Origin of the sequence: Paenibacillus sp. FSL M7-1455 (assembly GCF_038004655.1) — a bacterium.
Classification (GTDB): Bacteria; Bacillota; Bacilli; order Paenibacillales; family Paenibacillaceae; genus Paenibacillus_AQ; species Paenibacillus_AQ cookii.
On record NZ_JBBORO010000001.1, the window covers coordinates 2,081,001 to 2,096,995 of the forward strand.

General features: G+C 54.1%; 15 protein-coding genes. All 15 read left to right on the forward strand.

Annotation, left to right across the window (positions count from 1 at the left end):
- Nucleotides 1-7: 7 nt before the first annotated feature.
- The 15 genes from rbfA (at nt 8) to NYE48_RS09720 (ending at nt 15,897) form a co-directional block, all read left to right on the forward strand.
- Complete coding sequence (rbfA, locus tag NYE48_RS09650; RefSeq protein WP_036706978.1) at nt 8-361, forward strand: 30S ribosome-binding factor RbfA; 354 nt, start codon at nt 8-10, stop codon at nt 359-361.
- A gap of 21 nt (nt 362-382) precedes the next feature.
- On the forward strand, nt 383-1,360 hold the full coding sequence (locus NYE48_RS09655; protein ID WP_340998271.1) for a DHH family phosphoesterase: 978 nt from the start codon (nt 383-385) through the stop codon (nt 1,358-1,360).
- Complete coding sequence (gene truB / locus NYE48_RS09660; RefSeq protein ID WP_340998272.1) at nt 1,357-2,274, forward strand: tRNA pseudouridine(55) synthase TruB; 918 nt, start codon at nt 1,357-1,359, stop codon at nt 2,272-2,274. Before NYE48_RS09655 ends, truB begins: the two co-directional genes overlap by 4 nt.
- Before the next feature lie 45 nt (nt 2,275-2,319).
- Nucleotides 2,320-3,267, forward strand: coding sequence for a bifunctional riboflavin kinase/FAD synthetase (locus tag NYE48_RS09665; RefSeq protein ID WP_340998273.1), 948 nt, complete (start codon nt 2,320-2,322; stop codon nt 3,265-3,267).
- 150 nt (nt 3,268-3,417) lie between these two features.
- Entirely contained in the window at nt 3,418-3,687 is a 270-nt protein-coding gene (rpsO, locus tag NYE48_RS09670) for a 30S ribosomal protein S15 (RefSeq protein WP_036706983.1), read from the forward strand.
- Nucleotides 3,688-3,833: 146 nt separating this feature from the next.
- The gene (gene pnp, locus NYE48_RS09675; protein ID WP_212948960.1) at nt 3,834-5,939 is read left to right on the forward strand and encodes a polyribonucleotide nucleotidyltransferase; all 2,106 of its coding nucleotides are present in this window, start codon (nt 3,834-3,836) and stop codon (nt 5,937-5,939) included.
- A 170-nt stretch (nt 5,940-6,109) separates the two neighbouring features.
- Complete coding sequence (locus NYE48_RS09680; protein WP_340998275.1) at nt 6,110-7,096, forward strand: polysaccharide deacetylase family protein; 987 nt, start codon at nt 6,110-6,112, stop codon at nt 7,094-7,096.
- Nucleotides 7,097-7,212: 116 nt separating this feature from the next.
- A complete protein-coding gene (locus tag NYE48_RS09685; protein ID WP_373316216.1) occupies nt 7,213-8,442 on the forward strand; it encodes a M16 family metallopeptidase in 1,230 nt (409 codons plus the stop codon).
- On the forward strand, nt 8,411-8,863 hold the full coding sequence (gene dut / locus NYE48_RS09690; RefSeq protein WP_212948966.1) for a dUTP diphosphatase: 453 nt from the start codon (nt 8,411-8,413) through the stop codon (nt 8,861-8,863). Before NYE48_RS09685 ends, dut begins: the two co-directional genes overlap by 32 nt.
- A 218-nt stretch (nt 8,864-9,081) precedes the next feature.
- Nucleotides 9,082-9,981: a dipicolinate synthase subunit DpsA gene (gene dpsA / locus NYE48_RS09695; protein ID WP_212948968.1), complete on the forward strand. Its 900-nt coding sequence runs from the start codon at nt 9,082-9,084 to the stop codon at nt 9,979-9,981.
- The gene (locus NYE48_RS09700) at nt 9,978-10,574 is read left to right on the forward strand and encodes a dipicolinate synthase subunit B (protein ID WP_036706994.1); all 597 of its coding nucleotides are present in this window, start codon (nt 9,978-9,980) and stop codon (nt 10,572-10,574) included. The genes dpsA and NYE48_RS09700 overlap by 4 nt, the downstream gene beginning before the upstream one ends.
- Nucleotides 10,575-11,013: 439 nt before the next feature.
- Nucleotides 11,014-12,231 (forward strand): aspartate kinase, encoded by a 1,218-nt coding sequence (gene dapG, locus NYE48_RS09705; protein WP_212948971.1) that lies wholly within the window; start codon nt 11,014-11,016, stop codon nt 12,229-12,231.
- 153 nt (nt 12,232-12,384) lie between these two features.
- Complete coding sequence (gene dapA / locus NYE48_RS09710; RefSeq protein ID WP_340998279.1) at nt 12,385-13,272, forward strand: 4-hydroxy-tetrahydrodipicolinate synthase; 888 nt, start codon at nt 12,385-12,387, stop codon at nt 13,270-13,272.
- A 236-nt stretch (nt 13,273-13,508) separates the two neighbouring features.
- Nucleotides 13,509-15,188: a ribonuclease J gene (locus NYE48_RS09715; protein WP_340998281.1), complete on the forward strand. Its 1,680-nt coding sequence runs from the start codon at nt 13,509-13,511 to the stop codon at nt 15,186-15,188.
- Between the two features lie 280 nt (nt 15,189-15,468).
- Nucleotides 15,469-15,897, forward strand: coding sequence for a CBS domain-containing protein (locus tag NYE48_RS09720; protein ID WP_036707002.1), 429 nt, complete (start codon nt 15,469-15,471; stop codon nt 15,895-15,897).
- Nucleotides 15,898-15,995: the final 98 nt, after the last annotated feature.

The window sequence follows — 15,995 nt, forward strand, 5'->3', positions numbered from 1 at the left end:
AACAGCTATGGCCAAAATACGTGTAGGACGGGTTGGAGAACAGATCAAAAAGGAACTGAGCCAGCTCATCCAAAGTGAATTGAAAGACCCCCGCATCGGTTTCCTGACCGTGACCGGCGTGGACGTAACCAATGATTTATCCCAAGCGAAGGTTTACCTCAGCGTGCTGGGAGACGAAGAACAGAAAGAAAACTCGCTGAAAGCTCTGGAGAAAGCCAACGGTTTTCTCCGCTCCGAGCTCGGCAAGCGGATTCGCCTTCGTCACATTCCCGAGCTTATTTTCAAGTTCGATGAATCCATTGCTTACGGCAGCCATATCGAAAAGCTGCTGGGAGAGATCAGCAAAAACGATTCGAACTAATACAGTTTAAAGGAGAAGGCTATGCAGACCTATGAACAGTCGCTTGAGCAGGCGAAGCAGTTTCTGCTGGAGCATGATGATTATTTAGTAGTGTCGCATATTCAGCCAGATGGAGATGCAGTCAGTTCCACCGTAGCCGTGGGCTGGCTTCTCTCATGTCTGGGCAAAAAATTCACTCTGATCAATGAGGGCCCGATCCCGGAGCGGATGCGTTTCTTGCTGCTGGCAGACCAAATCGTGAACATGGAGGAGCAGCCGCTTGACCGTACCTTCAAGCATGTCGTTTGCGTGGACTGCGCCGATTTTGCCAGGGTGGGACAGACGGCCCGATATTTTGAAGAAGATGCTTTGATCCTGAATATTGACCACCATCCGACCAACAACGGTTACGGGAGCGCGGCTCTCGTGAAACCGGATGCCGCCGCGACTGCCGAGATATTGCATGACCTCATCGACGCTTTCGGATTCAAGTGGACGACCGATATCGCATCCGCCATCTATACCGGACTTTTGACGGATACGGGCGGATTTCGTTACTCCAATACGTCGCCGCGGGTGATGAGCATTGCTTCGGAACTGCTCGGCTACGGCGTAAACGGGCCCGAATTATGCGAAACCTTGTTGGAATCGATGACGCTGCCGCAAATGAAAGTGCTTGTGAAGGCGCTCAGCACGATGGAGATGACGCCCGACGGGAAAATTTGCTGGGTTTACGTTACTCCGGAACATATGAAGGAAGCGGGAGCGGCAAACGAAGATTTGGAAGGGATCGTCAACTATCCGCGGAACATTCAGGGGGTCGAAGTCGGCATTTTATTTAAAGTGATCCATGACCAGGCCGTGAAAGTCAGTCTTCGTTCGGCAGGAAAAGTCGACGTTGCCGCGCTGGCCCAAAGCTTCGGGGGCGGAGGCCATGTTCGCGCCGCAGGCTGCAGGCTAGAAGCTTCCCTGGAGAGCTCCATTGAACAGGTAATAGAACGGGTGAAATCATTGTTATGAATCTTGAAGGCATATTGGCCGTTCACAAGCCGGCAGGGATGACTTCCCATGATGTCGTAGCGAAGACGCGGCGCATTTTGAAGATGAAGCGGATCGGCCATACCGGCACGCTCGATCCGGAAGTGACGGGCGTACTCCCGCTCTGCCTCGGCAGGGCGACAAGAGTGGTCGAATACATGCAGGAGCTTCCGAAGGAATACGAAGCGACGTTAAGGCTGGGACTGGCCACCGACACCGAAGACCTGACCGGCAACGTGACGGAAAAGGTCGACCGGGTCACGGTCACGCCGGAGGAGGCGGAGAACGTGCTGCGGTCGTTTCGGGGAACCATCTCCCAGGTTCCGCCCATGTATTCCGCCGTTAAAGTCGACGGCAAAAGGCTTTACGAACTGGCGCGCGAAGGCAAAACGGTGGAGCGCAAAAGCCGGGAAGTGACCATTTACGAAATTGAAATGAAAGGCCATGAATGGCAGGGGCCGTATCTCGATATTTCCTTCAGGGCGCTTTGCTCCAAAGGAACGTATATCCGTACGCTTTGCGTGGATATCGGCAAGGCGCTTGGTTTGCCTGCGACGATGGTTCGGCTGACGAGAACGATGTCCGCGGGAATTCCCGCCTCGGCATGCTTGACGCTGGAAGAGGTGGAGCGCCTGATGCAGGAGGGAAGTCTGCAGGAACATCTGATTCAGATCGACCATGCCGTCAGACATTTGCCGGCGCACACCGTAGCGGACGACAAGGCTGCCGCGGCGCTGCAGGGCCAGAGGCTCTCCGGCAGGGCCGTTTCCCCGGAAGTGCGGACTTCCGGCTGCATTCGTCTGTACGACAGCGCAGGCGTTTTTCTCGGGATCTTTGAAAAGCAGGAAGAATCAGGCGCCATTGCCCCGGTAAAGGTGTTTTTGCCGGAGGCATAAGCGGCTGTAACGGATATTTCTAATCGAATTGCAGGTGAGAACGCTGTGAAGACTATACATTTAACCTATCCCTTGTCCGCCGGCATCCTCCGGGAGCATGCGGGCCCGCAAATCGTGGCGATCGGACAGTTCGACGGCGTGCACCAGGGGCATGCAAGCGTGATCGGTTCCGCCGTCCGGTTGGCACGGCAGGAGGGCGTTCCGAGCGCGGTCATGACTTTTCATCCCCATCCGAAGGACGTCATGAAAAAAGGCAACTACGAGGGCAGTTTGACGCCGCTGCCGGAAAAGCAGGAACTGCTCGCAGGGCTGGGCGTGGATGTCTTGTACGTCGTGGAGTTCAGCGAAGCCTTCTCCAAGCTGAGCCCGCAGGAATTCGCCGAGGGCATGTTGTTGTCGCTCGGGGTGCGGACGGCGATCGTCGGCTTCGATTTCCGGTTCGGCCACAAAGGCGCGGGGGACGCGGAAATGCTGCGCGAGCTCGGGCAAGGAAAAATGAGCGTCGAGATCATTCCGCCTTTCGAGCAAGGAGGCGGGAAGGTGAGCAGCTCGGAGATCCGTAAAGCGCTGCACGGCGGAGATCTGGAACAAGCGAACCGGCTGCTCGGGAGGCCGTACCGGCTGCGGGGCGTCGTCATCGACGGGGACAAGCGGGGCCGGACGATCGGATTTGCGACGGCCAATTTGCGCCTGCTCGACCAATACGTCGTGCCGGCCAAAGGCGTGTACGCGGTCCGTTCGTTCATTGAAGGCGAGTGGATCCCCGGCGTGATGAATTTGGGAGTCAAACCGACGTTCCAAGAGAACGTTGCCGCGCCAAGCTTTGAGGTTCATCTCCTGGATTTTGACCGGGACATCTACGGCGAGCAGATGATCGTAGATCTGGTGTCCTATATCCGGCCGGAACGGAAATTCCCTTCCATCCAGGAGCTGATCGCTCAAATCCGGTCCGACGCCGAAACGGCCGGAAAGATTTTGAGCCTGTCCAAATAATCGGACATGGAGAACATTTACTTTTGCCGCCCATGTATGTTATACTGATAAACGTCGCTGGGAACAGCGGCAATAACCTTGGCTTGGTTACACGATCTCACCGACGGTAACGAGGCTAACGGCGATTATTTACTTAAGGAGGTGAACAGGATGGCATTGACTCAAGAACGCAAACAACAACTGATCGAAGAGCACAAAACTCATGAATCCGATACAGGATCCCCAGAGGTGCAAATTGCTATCCTTACGGAGAACATTACGAACCTGACTGATCACTTGCGCACGCACAAGAAAGATCATCATTCCCGCCGCGGACTGCTGAAAATGGTCGGTCAACGCCGTAAGCTGTTGGCATACTTGAAAAACAAAGATGTTAAACGTTACAGCGCGCTGATTGAAAAACTCGGATTGCGTCGTTAATATCCGTATGGTCTACTTAAAGCAGCCTGGTTGTTCACCGTTGTCCTTTTCGGAGTGACAGCGGAGCAACCGGGTTGCTTTTTATGCAGGCCTTATATGAATTGACCCAAACCTGGGAATAATGTGTATTGAAAAGGAGGGATTTCATGGAAAGTCGTGTCGAAATGCAGTTGGGCGGAAGACCCCTCGTTTTGGAAACCGGTCGACTCGCCAAACAGGCCAATGCCGCAGTGATGGTCCGTTATGGGGAAACCGCCGTGCTTTGTACTGTGACTGCTTCCAGTGAACCTAAAGATTTGGATTTTTTTCCGCTGACCGTAAACTATGAGGAAAGATTGTATGCCGTCGGCAAAATTCCGGGAGGTTTTATCAAACGCGAAGGGCGTCCGAGCGAAAAGGCGATTCTTGCCAGCCGTCTTACGGACCGTCCGATCCGTCCGCTGTTCCCTGAAGGATTCCGTAATGATGTACAAGTCCTTAATCTCGTCATGAGCGTCGATCAGGACTGCTCTCCGGAAATCGCCGCGATGATCGGTACCTCGGCCGCGCTGAGCATTTCCGACGTTCCGTTTAACGGACCGATCGGCGGAGTTATCGTTGGCCGCGTGGACGGGGAGTTCATTATCAACCCGACGATCGCCCAGCAGGAAATCAGCGATATTTACGTGGTCGTGTCGGGCACCAAAGACGCCATTATGATGGTGGAAGCCGAAGCCAACGAAGTGCCTGAAGAAGTCATGCTCGAAGCGATCATGTTCGGTCATGAGGAAATCAAAAAAATCGTCGAGGTCATCGAGGAACTGGTCGCCAAAGCCGGCAAGCCGAAGATGGAAGTCAAGCTGCACACGGTGGACGCCGAAGTCAACAAGCAGGTCCGCGAATATGCGGCAGCCCGTTTGGTCGAAGCCGTTCGCATTGCCGAGAAGCATGCCCGCCAAGATGCGATTGACGCCATTAACGATGAAACGGTGGCATACTTTGAACAGCAATACATAGAGACGCCTGAGCTTTTGAGCGACGTCAAAGAAGTGTTGCACGATATCGTCAAGGAAGAAGTCAGACGCCTGATCACGCATGATAAGGTTCGTCCTGACGGCCGCAAGCTGGATGAAATCCGTCCGATTGAATGCGATACGGGCATTTTGCCTCGCACGCACGGAACGGGCCTGTTTACCCGGGGTCAAACGCAGGCGCTTAGCGTATGTACGCTTGGTGCGCTCGGCGACGTGCAAATCCTGGACGGCATCGACCTGCAGGAATCGAAACGCTTTATGCACCATTACAACTTCCCGCCGTTCAGCGTAGGCGAAGCCCGCCCGCTCCGCGCTCCGGGACGCCGTGAAATCGGCCATGGCGCGCTTGGCGAAAGAGCGCTGTCGAAGGTCATTCCTTCCGAAACCGAGTTTCCGTACACGATCCGTCTTGTGTCCGAGGTGCTGGAATCCAACGGCTCCACTTCCCAGGCAAGCATTTGCGCAAGCACGCTGGCCATGATGGACGCGGGCGTGCCGATTAAAGCGCCGGTTGCCGGGGTGGCCATGGGTCTGATCAAAGACGGGGAACATGTCTCCATTTTGACCGATATCCAAGGCATGGAAGACCATCTGGGCGATATGGACTTCAAAGTGGCCGGAACCGCGGAAGGCGTTACAGCCATCCAAATGGACATTAAAATCGACGGCATCGACCGCCAGATTTTGCAGGACGCTTTGAAGCAGGCAAGAGAAGGCCGGATGTTCATCCTTAGCAAAATGATGGAAGCGATCCAGAAGCCAAGGGAAACGCTGTCCCCATATGCGCCTAAAATTATCGTCATGAACATCAATCCGGACAAAATCCGCGACGTCATCGGCGCAGGCGGCAAAATCATCAACAAAATCATCGAAGAAACCGGCGTGAAAATCGATATCGAGCAGGATGGCCGCGTATTCATCGCTTCGTCGAACGAAGAAATGAACCAAAAAGCGCGTTCCATCATCGAAGGCATCGTCCGCGAGGTACAGGTCGGCGAAATTTACGTCGGCACCGTCAAACGGATCGAGAAATTCGGGGCATTCGTGGAAATTTTGCCGAACAAGGAAGGTCTCGTTCACATTTCCCAATTGTCCACCGAACGCGTAGCGAAGGTTGAAGACGTCGTGGCGATCGGGGATTCGATTACCGTGAAAGTGACGGAGATCGACCAGCAGGGCCGGATTAACCTGTCCCGCAAGGCAGTTTTGACTGCGGAATCCAAACCGCAAAAAGCTTAACAATCTAAAAGAGACCTGGAAGGTCTTGCGAAAGAGGCAGAACGTAACCACTTCTGGCTCTTTTTTTTTTTTCGGGGATGGAAGGGCCCGGGTCTTCTTTTCCTCCATTCATAATCCGCTGGACTTGCTCATATGATGGGACAAAGCGGGTAAGGGAGATGAGCGGGGGAATGAATGGAAGAAAGGGCGCGGTATTGATGGCCTGTTTTGCCGTCGTCGTAGGGGTCGCGCAGACCGACGTCGTCGGCGAATATATCAGGGAAGCCAGGCATCAGGCGGCGGAGGTTCGTGCGACGGGGGCCCCGGCGGCAGATCAGGCGCAGGATCCGCTCTACAAAGAGCTTCTGGAAAAGCGGGAGCAGACGAGGATCCAGCCCGTCGACGCGGTTGTGGACCGTGTATGGAAGGCGATTCCCGGTTATAATGGAATAGAAATCGATGTGGATGCAACCTATAAGCAGGCAAAGGCGGCGGGGGCGTCCAAGCCGTTTACATACGTGTATCGCCAAATCCCTCCGAAGGTCAGCCTGGACGATTTGGGGGCGGAGCCGATTTACCGGGGAAATCCGAACAAGCCGATGGTCGCGCTTATGATCAATGTGGCTTGGGGGAATGAATTTATCGTGCCGATGCTGGATATTTTAGACGAGGAGAAGGTAAAGGCTACCTTCTTTTTTGATGGAAGCTGGCTGAAAAAAAATCCCGAGCTGGCCAAGGAAATCCAAAAACGCGGACACGAGCTTGAAAACCATGCGTACACCCATCCGAACATGAGGCAGCTGAGCGAATACCGGGCCACGATGGAGATCAGCAAAACGCAAAAGCTCCTGAAGGAAACCCTGGGCGTCGACAATAAATGGTTTGCCCCGCCGTCGGGGGATTTTAATCAGCAAACGGTGCGTATCGCCGCAGGCCTCGGCCTGAAGACCGTCCTATGGACGCTCGATACGGTCGACTGGAGAAATCCTTCCCCGGAATCGGTCGTAAGCAAAATATCGAAGAAAGCGGAGGCAGGATCCCTTATTTTGATGCATCCGACGTCTTCGTCGTCCAAGGCGCTCCGGGGGATGATCCGGGGCATCAAAGCCAAGGGGCTGATCCCGGGAACGGTGAGCCAGACGCTTTCGCCCGAACGCATTGTTCCGCAAAGCGGTTGAGCGGGGCGTTGTTTTTTGGTAGGATAGGGGATGCGTTGAAGGCAGTGATTGATATTATTTTAGGAGGGCCTAGCCGCGTGAAAAAAATAAAGCTTACCAACGGCCTCAGAGTAGTCATGGAGAAAATCCCGACCTGTCGGTCGGTTTCTTTCGGGATCTGGGTAAAAACGGGTTCGCGTCATGAAACACCCGATAATAACGGCGTATCGCATTTTATCGAGCATATGCTCTTTAAAGGGACGGAGCGTTTCGACGCCAAAGACATAGCGGAGCAATTCGATGCCATCGGCGGCAACGTTAACGCGTTTACGTCGAAGGAGTATACATGTTATTACGCCAAAGTGCTGGATGAGCATTTGCCGATCGCCGTGGACGTCCTTTCGGACATGTTTTTCCGGTCGGTTTTGGATGAAGGCGAACTGGCCAAGGAGAAAAACGTCATTCTTGAGGAAATTTCGATGTACGAAGACACGCCGGACGATCTGGTGCATGATTTGATGGCAAAAGCCGTTTACGGGGAACATCCGCTGGCTTATCCGATTTTGGGCACGAAGCAGCAGCTTGACCCGATGGGACCGGCGGAGCTGCGGGCGTACATGGAGGAGCATTACACGGTCGAAAATACGGTCATCAGCGTGGCCGGCAACATCGATGACGGCGTCGTGGAGCTGCTGGAGCGCCATTTTGGCCATTTCGGGAACAAACGCCGGGTGAAGGAAATTGCGTCACCGGGGTTCCACAGTGATGTTTTGTTCCATAAAAAGAAAACCGAGCAGAACCACATCTGCCTGTCGCTGCCGGGATGTTCGATCCATGACCCGCTGCAGTACGCAATGATTTTGCTGAACAATACGATCGGCGGGGGCATGAGCTCGAGGCTGTTCCAGGAAATCCGCGAAAAGCGGGGCCTGGCTTATTCCGTTTATTCGTACCACAGCTCCAATGAGGACAGCGGCTTGTTTACGGTATATGCGGGCACCGCGCCGAAACAGACCAAGGACGTGCTTGATCTGACCAAAGAGGTGCTTGCGGACGTTGCGCAAAACGGCATTACGGAAGACGAGCTCCGGAAAGGCAAGGAACAGCTGAAGGGCAGCCTGATTTTGAGCCTGGAGGGAACGGGCAGCCGGATGAACCGTCTCGGCAAAAACGAATTGATGCTGGGCAAGCACTATTCCCTGGACGAAATGATTGATAAAATAGAGCATGTCGGCATGAAGGATATCGACGACGTGCTGGACAGAATGTTCGGCGTGCCTTTTGCGCTGGCCATGGTCGGAGCATCGGACAAAGCTATCGCCGGATTAAGAAGGGATGATTTGGTTGCATTACGTTCAAATTCATAAGCTTCCGGGACATGACGACGTGAAACTTCCGGAAAAAATGTCCTCGGGCGCTTCAGGTTACGACCTGCATGCCGCCGTCGAGGAACCTGTCGTGCTCCATCCGGGGGAGCGCAAGCTGATTCCGACAGGATTTGCCTTAGCGATGCCGGAAGGGCTGGAAGCCCAAATCCGTCCGCGCAGCGGACTCGCCTTGAAACACGGCATCACTTGCCTCAATACGCCGGGAACGATCGACGCGGATTACCGCGGGGAAGTGAAGGTGCTGCTCATTAACTTGGGACAGGAGCCTTTTGAAATCGCCCGGAACGAACGGATTGCCCAAATGGTATTCCAGGAGGTTCCGCCGATCCGTCTCGAACAAGTGGAACGTTTGTCCGAGACCGTTCGCGGTGCCGGAGGATTCGGCCACACGGGCAAATAACAAACCAAGATCCGCCGCATGTTCGCCGAAAGCGAAGTGACGGCGGATTTTTTTGCGTTCAATCCCGTTTTAGGGTCCCTCCGAAAACCGCTGACCAAAAGGCCAAAGCACTGCAACCGCCCCGGGTTTCGGGGTTATTTCCTCCGCGTTCTCACCGAATGATAGGCTTCGGCATAAGATGTTCCATAACAGTGTTTTTTGAAAGGAGTGACATCCTTATGCTGACAGGAGTCCAAATCGTATTCCTTGGCGGGGATGCGCGGCAGATCGAGGTGATCCGCAAATGTTCGGAGATGGATGCCACCGTCAGCGTCGTCGGTTTTGACAATCTGAAGGAAAAACTCCAGGGAGTGACCAGGGATCATCTGACGGCTGAGCTGCTCGCTGCTGCGGATGTGCTGGTCCTTCCTGTCGTGGGCTGTGATGACAACGGCATCATCCATACGCAGTTCTCGAACGAGTCGCTAAAGCTGCAGGATGAGCATATGGCCGCGCTCCGCAGAGGGTGCAAAGTATACACCGGCATGGCCAAACCTTATCTGCGAAGCTTGTGCGCTCATCACGAGATCAAGTTGATCGAGCTGCTGGACCGGGATGAGGTCGCGATCAGCAATTCCATTCCGACATCCGAAGGCGCTCTGGTGATGGCTATTCAGAATACGGATTTTACGATACATGGATCGAACTGCATGGTGCTTGGACTGGGCAGGACCGGGTTTACGATGGCGAAAAGCCTGCAGGGTCTGGGAGCGAAAGTGAAAGTGGGAGTCCGCAGCGAAAAGGACGTCGCCCGGGCGGAGGTGATGGGCTGGGAGCCTTTTCTGACAAGGGATTTGGCGGATCACGTGCGCAACATCGACTTGATTTTTAATACGATTCCGACTATGATAGTCACAGCACAAATCCTGTCTAGAATGCCCCAAAGCGCCGTCATTATTGACCTTGCTTCCGCTCCCGGAGGATGCGATTTCCGGTATGCGGAGAAGCGGGGGATCAAGGCGCTGCTTGCCCCCGGGCTCCCTGGAATCGTAGCTCCCAAAACGGCTGGTTCGATTATCGCGAACACGTTGGTACAGTTGATTTCGGATGAGTTCAAGACTCGGGGGGATGGACAATGAATTGGCAGGGTAAAACGGTAGGTTATGCAGTTACGGGATCACACTGCACGCTTGAGGAAATCATGCCGCAGGTGAAGCGGTTCGTGGAAGCCGGCGCGAACGTGGTGCCGATCGCGTCGGGTTCGGTGCAGGTAACGGATACACGTTTCGGAACGGCTCAAAATTGGCTTCAGCAATTAAAAGACATTACGGGCAATGACATCATTACTACGATTGTCGAAGCGGAGCCGCTGGGGCCGTCCAAATTGCTGGATGTGCTGGTCATCGCCCCTTGCACCGGAAACACGACGAGCAAGCTGGCAAACGCGATGACGGACAGTCCGGTGCTTATGGCCGCCAAGGCCCAGATGAGGAACCAGCGACCGCTTGTGCTCGCGATTTCGACAAATGACGGGCTTGGACTGAATGCGTCCAACATCGCCAAGCTTTTAATTACGAAAAACATCTATTTTGTTCCGTTTGGCCAGGATAATCCTTTTCAAAAGCCGAATTCGCTTGTGGCCCAGATGGATTTGATTCCCGAAGCCTGCTACGCAGCGCTGGAAGGAAAACAGCTTCAGCCCATGATCCTTCAACGGGTGTTCTCGGCCTAAACGGCCGAACATCCTGTATGGCTTCACCATTTTAATTCGAAGGCTGCCGCATGGCGATCCGGGCGCTGAATCAGCAAGGCGGATCCGTCCATGCAACGGCCGCTTGTGCCCGCATTCCTGTCGTTTGCGGTCACATAAAATCTGCAATTGTCGAACTTGAGAGAGACTATGAACTTGAAGACGCGTAATTTTGGAGGAAGCGCCGGGAATTTGGCACGCGCAGCCGCCCCGCTTCCTGCCCTTATCCGCCTGCGACCCATGCCGCAGGAAGCCGGACGTTTTTGCAGGGCGTTTGCGCCGTGATCTTGTCGCGGGCAACAAACCTCCAATCGATGCAACGATAATTCCGTGAGGGTGCGGCTCTAAACCGTGCTGTCCGAAAAACGAGATTACTGCAGCCAAACGTTCCGCGCGTTCTTAGTCGTATGGAGGAATGGAAATGAGTATTTTAGTACAAAAATTTGGCGGTACGTCGCTGTCGACGCCGCAGGCAAGAGAGCTTGTCATTGGCCACGTCAAACGCGAGCTGAATGCTGGATACCAGCTCGTTGTCGTTGTGTCCGCAATGGGACGCCGAGGTGAGCCTTACGCTACGGACACGCTCCTTGACTGGGTTGCCCAGAATGGCGATGCGCTGCCTGCGCGCGAAAGGGATTTACTGCTGTGCTGCGGTGAAATCATCTCCGCGGCTACGCTTTGCAGCCTGTTGGAGTCCGAAGGCATTCGCGCAACCGTGCTGACGGGGGCGCAGGCCGGATTCGTCACGGACGATCAATTCGGCAATGCCCGGATCAAGGACGTGCGTCCGGACCGGGTGATTTCCGAACTGGAGACGCATCAGGTGGTTATCGTGACCGGTTTTCAGGGACAGGCGGAGTCCGGCGACTTTACGACCCTGGGGAGAGGCGGAAGCGATACTTCGGCTACGGCCCTCGGCGCTGCGCTTCATGCGGAAATCGTTGACATCTATACGGACGTCAATGGCATTTTGACTGCGGACCCGAGAATCGTCGAAGACGCCAAACCGCTGCCCGTCGTAAGCTACGCTGAAATTTGCAACATGGCGCAGTACGGCGCCAAAGTGATTCACCCCCGGGCCGTTGAAATCGCCATGCAGGCCCATATCCCCGTTCGGGTGCGGTCTACGTTTTCCGAGGATGAAGGGACGCTGGTGACCCAGCCGGAGGGCTTCAAGGACGTTCAGCTGGGCTTTATGGACCGTTACGTGACCGGGATCGCCTATGTAAGCAACGTGACGCAAATTACGGTCGATTGCGAAGGCGGAGGCCATAATCTTCAGCTTCAGGTATTTAAAGCGATGGCGGAAAATTCCATCAGCGTGGACTTTATTAATGTTACCCCAACCGGTGCGGTCTATACGGTGTTTGACTTCGATTCGGATCGGGCGTTGACGGTTCTCCGGGAGCTTGGATTCGAGCCCAAGGCGTTGTCCGGCTGTGCCAAAGTTTCGGTCATCGGCGGGGGAATCAACGGGGTTCCGGGAATCATGGCCAAAATCGTCGAATCGTTAAGCGAACAGAACATTCAAATCCTGCAATCGGCCGATTCGAACACGACCATCTGGGTGCTCGTGAAAAAAGAAGACATGGTGCAGGCATTGCGTGCTCTTCATACCAAATTCGAACTTCATAGATAACTTTTACTTAAGAAGCGGCTTAGCGGTTAAGGGAGAAACGTTTTGATCAACGGATCTTCCATACCGCAGAGCCGCCTAGCCTGCATATTCATTGGAAATCTCATAAAAAACGGCTTGCAAGAGCGCGTTCCATCGTTTGAGGAGGTTATACAAGTGGATTTCGGAAGATTGATAACGGCCATGATCACGCCGTTTGACGAGCAGGGAAACATCAACTGGTCGGAAACGTCAAACATGATTGAATATTTGATCGAAGAGCAAAAATCGGATTCCCTCGTCATCTGCGGCACGACGGGCGAGTCCCCGACGTTAAGCGATGAAGAGAAGCTGGAGCTGTTTGCTTTCGCGGTGGAGCATGCCAAAGGGCGCTGCAAAATCATCGCCGGGACGGGCAGCAACAACACGGAGCATTCCGTCCAGCTGACCCGGAAGGCCGAAAAATTGGGCGTTGACGCGGCGCTGCTGGTCGTGCCTTATTACAACAAGCCGAACCAGGAAGGGTTGTACCGCCATTTCGAGGCCATCGCTCGCGGCACGAACCTGCCGGTCATTCTTTACAATGTGCCGGGACGAACCGTAACGAGCCTTTCGGTCGAGACGACCCTCCGCCTCGCCCAGATTCCTAACGTCGTCGGCACGAAAGAATGCGCCTCTCTTGAGCAGGTGACGCTCATCGCCTCGGCCGCCCCCGAACATTTCAAGGTTTATTCGGGCGACGATTCCGTGACGCTGCCGGCCATCGCGGTTGGCGCTTACGGGATTGTGAGCGTGGCCAGCCATTTGATCGGCGCATCCATGAAGGACATGATTCAAGCGTATTTGAACGGAGAGGCAGCCGAAGCGGCGAAGCTGCATCAGAAGTTGTTCCCTGTTTTCAAGGGGCTTTTCGAATGCCCGCATCCCGTGCCGAATCCTTCTGCATTGAAATATGCCCTGAATCTGCTCGGCCGTCCCGTTGGCGGCGTACGTTTGCCGCTCGTCGACCCCAGCGAATCCGAAGCCGCGTTTCTCCGCGATCTTGTAGCTTCTTTGCAGGCTTGATTTTTATCGACGTCAACATTACGAAAAAAACGATGACAGCGCCCGTTCGGGCGCTGTTTTTTGTAGCAAATAGAGGCTTTATTTTTGGGGAACGTTAACACTTACGTGGAGGGTGACTTGTGTTTTGCGTTTTTTATCATGTATAATGAGGTCAAGTGACTGGGTGCGGTATATTTTTGAAATTAAAATACTATAAAATGGTACGACGTCCAACACCATAGGAGGTTTAGATTCATTTGTCTAAAAAAAATAATAACGATAAATTGACGATATTTGCATTGGGCGGCGTCGGTGAAATCGGGAAAAACATGTATGTCATTCAATACGCGAATGATATCGTTGTTGTTGATGCAGGCTTGAAATTTCCCGAAGAGGACATGCTTGGCATCGATATCGTCATCCCCGATATCAGCTACTTGACGGAAAACCGCGACAAAGTGAGAGGCATTTTGCTCACTCACGGACACGAGGATCACATCGGCGGTTTGCCTTACGTCCTCAAACATTTGAATGTTCCGGTATACGGAACGAAGCTGACGCTCGGACTCGTCGAGAACAAGCTGAAGGAAGCCAATCTGCTCGGCGAAACGAAACGGATTCTGATCCATGAGGATTCGGTGGTGCAGCTCGGCTCAACGCTGAAAGCGACGTTCTTCAGAACGAACCACAGCATTCCGGATTCCGTCGGCATTTGCATCGCGACGCCGGAGGGCAATGTCGTTCATACGGGCGACTTTAAATTCGACCATACGCCGGTAAACGGCCAGTATGCCAACCTGCAGCGGATGGCTGCCATTGGCGAAGAAGGCGTTCTCGCGCTGCTGTCCGACAGCACCAATGCCGAAAAACCGGGCTTTACGCCATCGGAGAAAAACGTCGGCCTCGTGCTGGAGGATATTTTCCGGAAAGCGTCCCAACGCGTCGTGATCGCCACGTTTGCATCCAACGTTCACCGGATCCAGCAGGTCGTCAACGCCGCGGAATCGACGGGCCGCAAAATTACGGTGATCGGACGAAGCATGGTCAACGTCGTGTCGATCGCCGCCGAGCTCGGCTATCTCCACATGCCGGACGGCATGCTGATCGAACCGGAAGAAGTGAACAAGATGGCCGCCGACCGCGTCGTCGTATTGTGCACGGGCAGCCAAGGCGAACCGATGTCGGCGCTGACCCGCATGGCCCGTTCTACCCATCGCAAGGTCGATATTTTGCCGGGTGATACCGTTATCATCGCTGCAACGCCGGTTCCTGGCAACGAGAAATACGTCGGCCGGACGATCGACGAACTCTTCCGTTTAGGCGCCGAGGTCATTTACAGCGGCTCGAACTCGGGCGTTCACGTTTCCGGACACGGCAGCCAGGAAGAATTGAAGCTGATGCTGAACCTGATGAAACCGAAATTTTTCCTTCCGATCCACGGGGAGTACAGAATGCAGCGCAAGCATGCGCTCCTGGCGGAATCGGTGGGAGTCGATCCCGACAACATCTTTATCATCGATATCGGTGAAGTGGTGGAAATTCAGAACGGCATGGCGCGCAAAGCCGGTAAAGTCACGGCCGGCAACGTGCTCATCGACGGACTGGGCGTCGGCGACGTAGGCAACATCGTCCTGCGGGACCGCAAGCTGCTTTCCCAGGACGGCATTCTGGTCGTTGTGGTTACGCTCAGCAAACAGGACGGCACGATCATGTCCGGACCGGACATTATTTCCAGAGGTTTCGTGTATGTACGCGAATCCGAAGGCTTGCTTGACGAAGCGAACCGGATCGTCTCGAGCACGCTGCAGAAGCTGATGAGCGAGAATGTGAACGAGTGGGCTTCCCTCAAAACGGGAGTCAAGGATGCGCTGGGACGGTTCCTGTACGAACAGACCCGCCGCAGACCTATGATCTTGCCGATCATTATGGAAGTGTAATGTTGCAAACATGAAGTGGCAAATGCTTGATATACCAGCACTATCTTTTACCGTGTTCGTCACTTGACCCCATATTGGCCACATTCACTCATCTGTTTTCCTCATATGCAGGCTAAGTTATGGACGAGGCTTCTCCTGCATGCCATAGGAAAAACACCGATAATCAAAGCGCAGTTTTCCGATCAACCGGAAGCTGCGCTTTTTTGCTTCGTCTTTTGAATAACCGGGATTCCACATGGGGAACAATACGGGGGAATTCCCATGAGGAGGATCAATAACAATGACTTTAGTTCGCGAATGTATGACAACGAATGTTCAAACATGCGCTCCGCATGATACGGCAACTGCCGCCGCAAAAATGATGCGCGATATCAATTGCGGATCGCTTCCGGTATGCGAAGGCAAAAAAATCGTAGGCATGATCACCGACCGCGACATCGTGCTGAAATGCGTGGCCGCAGGCAAAGATCCGGACAGCGTACACTGCCACGAGTGCATGACGAAAGACGTCGTGACCTGTTCTCCCGATACCGACGCCCATGAATGCGCACGCATGATGGCCGATCACCAAATCCGCCGCATCCCGGTCGTCGAAAACGGGGAAATCGTCGGCATTTGCGCCATCGGCGATCTGGCTACCATCAACATTCATATCAATGAAGCGGGAGAAGCGCTCAGCGAAATTTCCGAACAGCAGCAGCTTCATTAAGGTTCCAGGGAGAAAGCACCCGTTCCGGCGGGTGTCTTTTTTTGACGTTTGGCGGAACGGGAGCAGGGTGCCGTTTTATTTTTCAGGGGCAAAAAGGA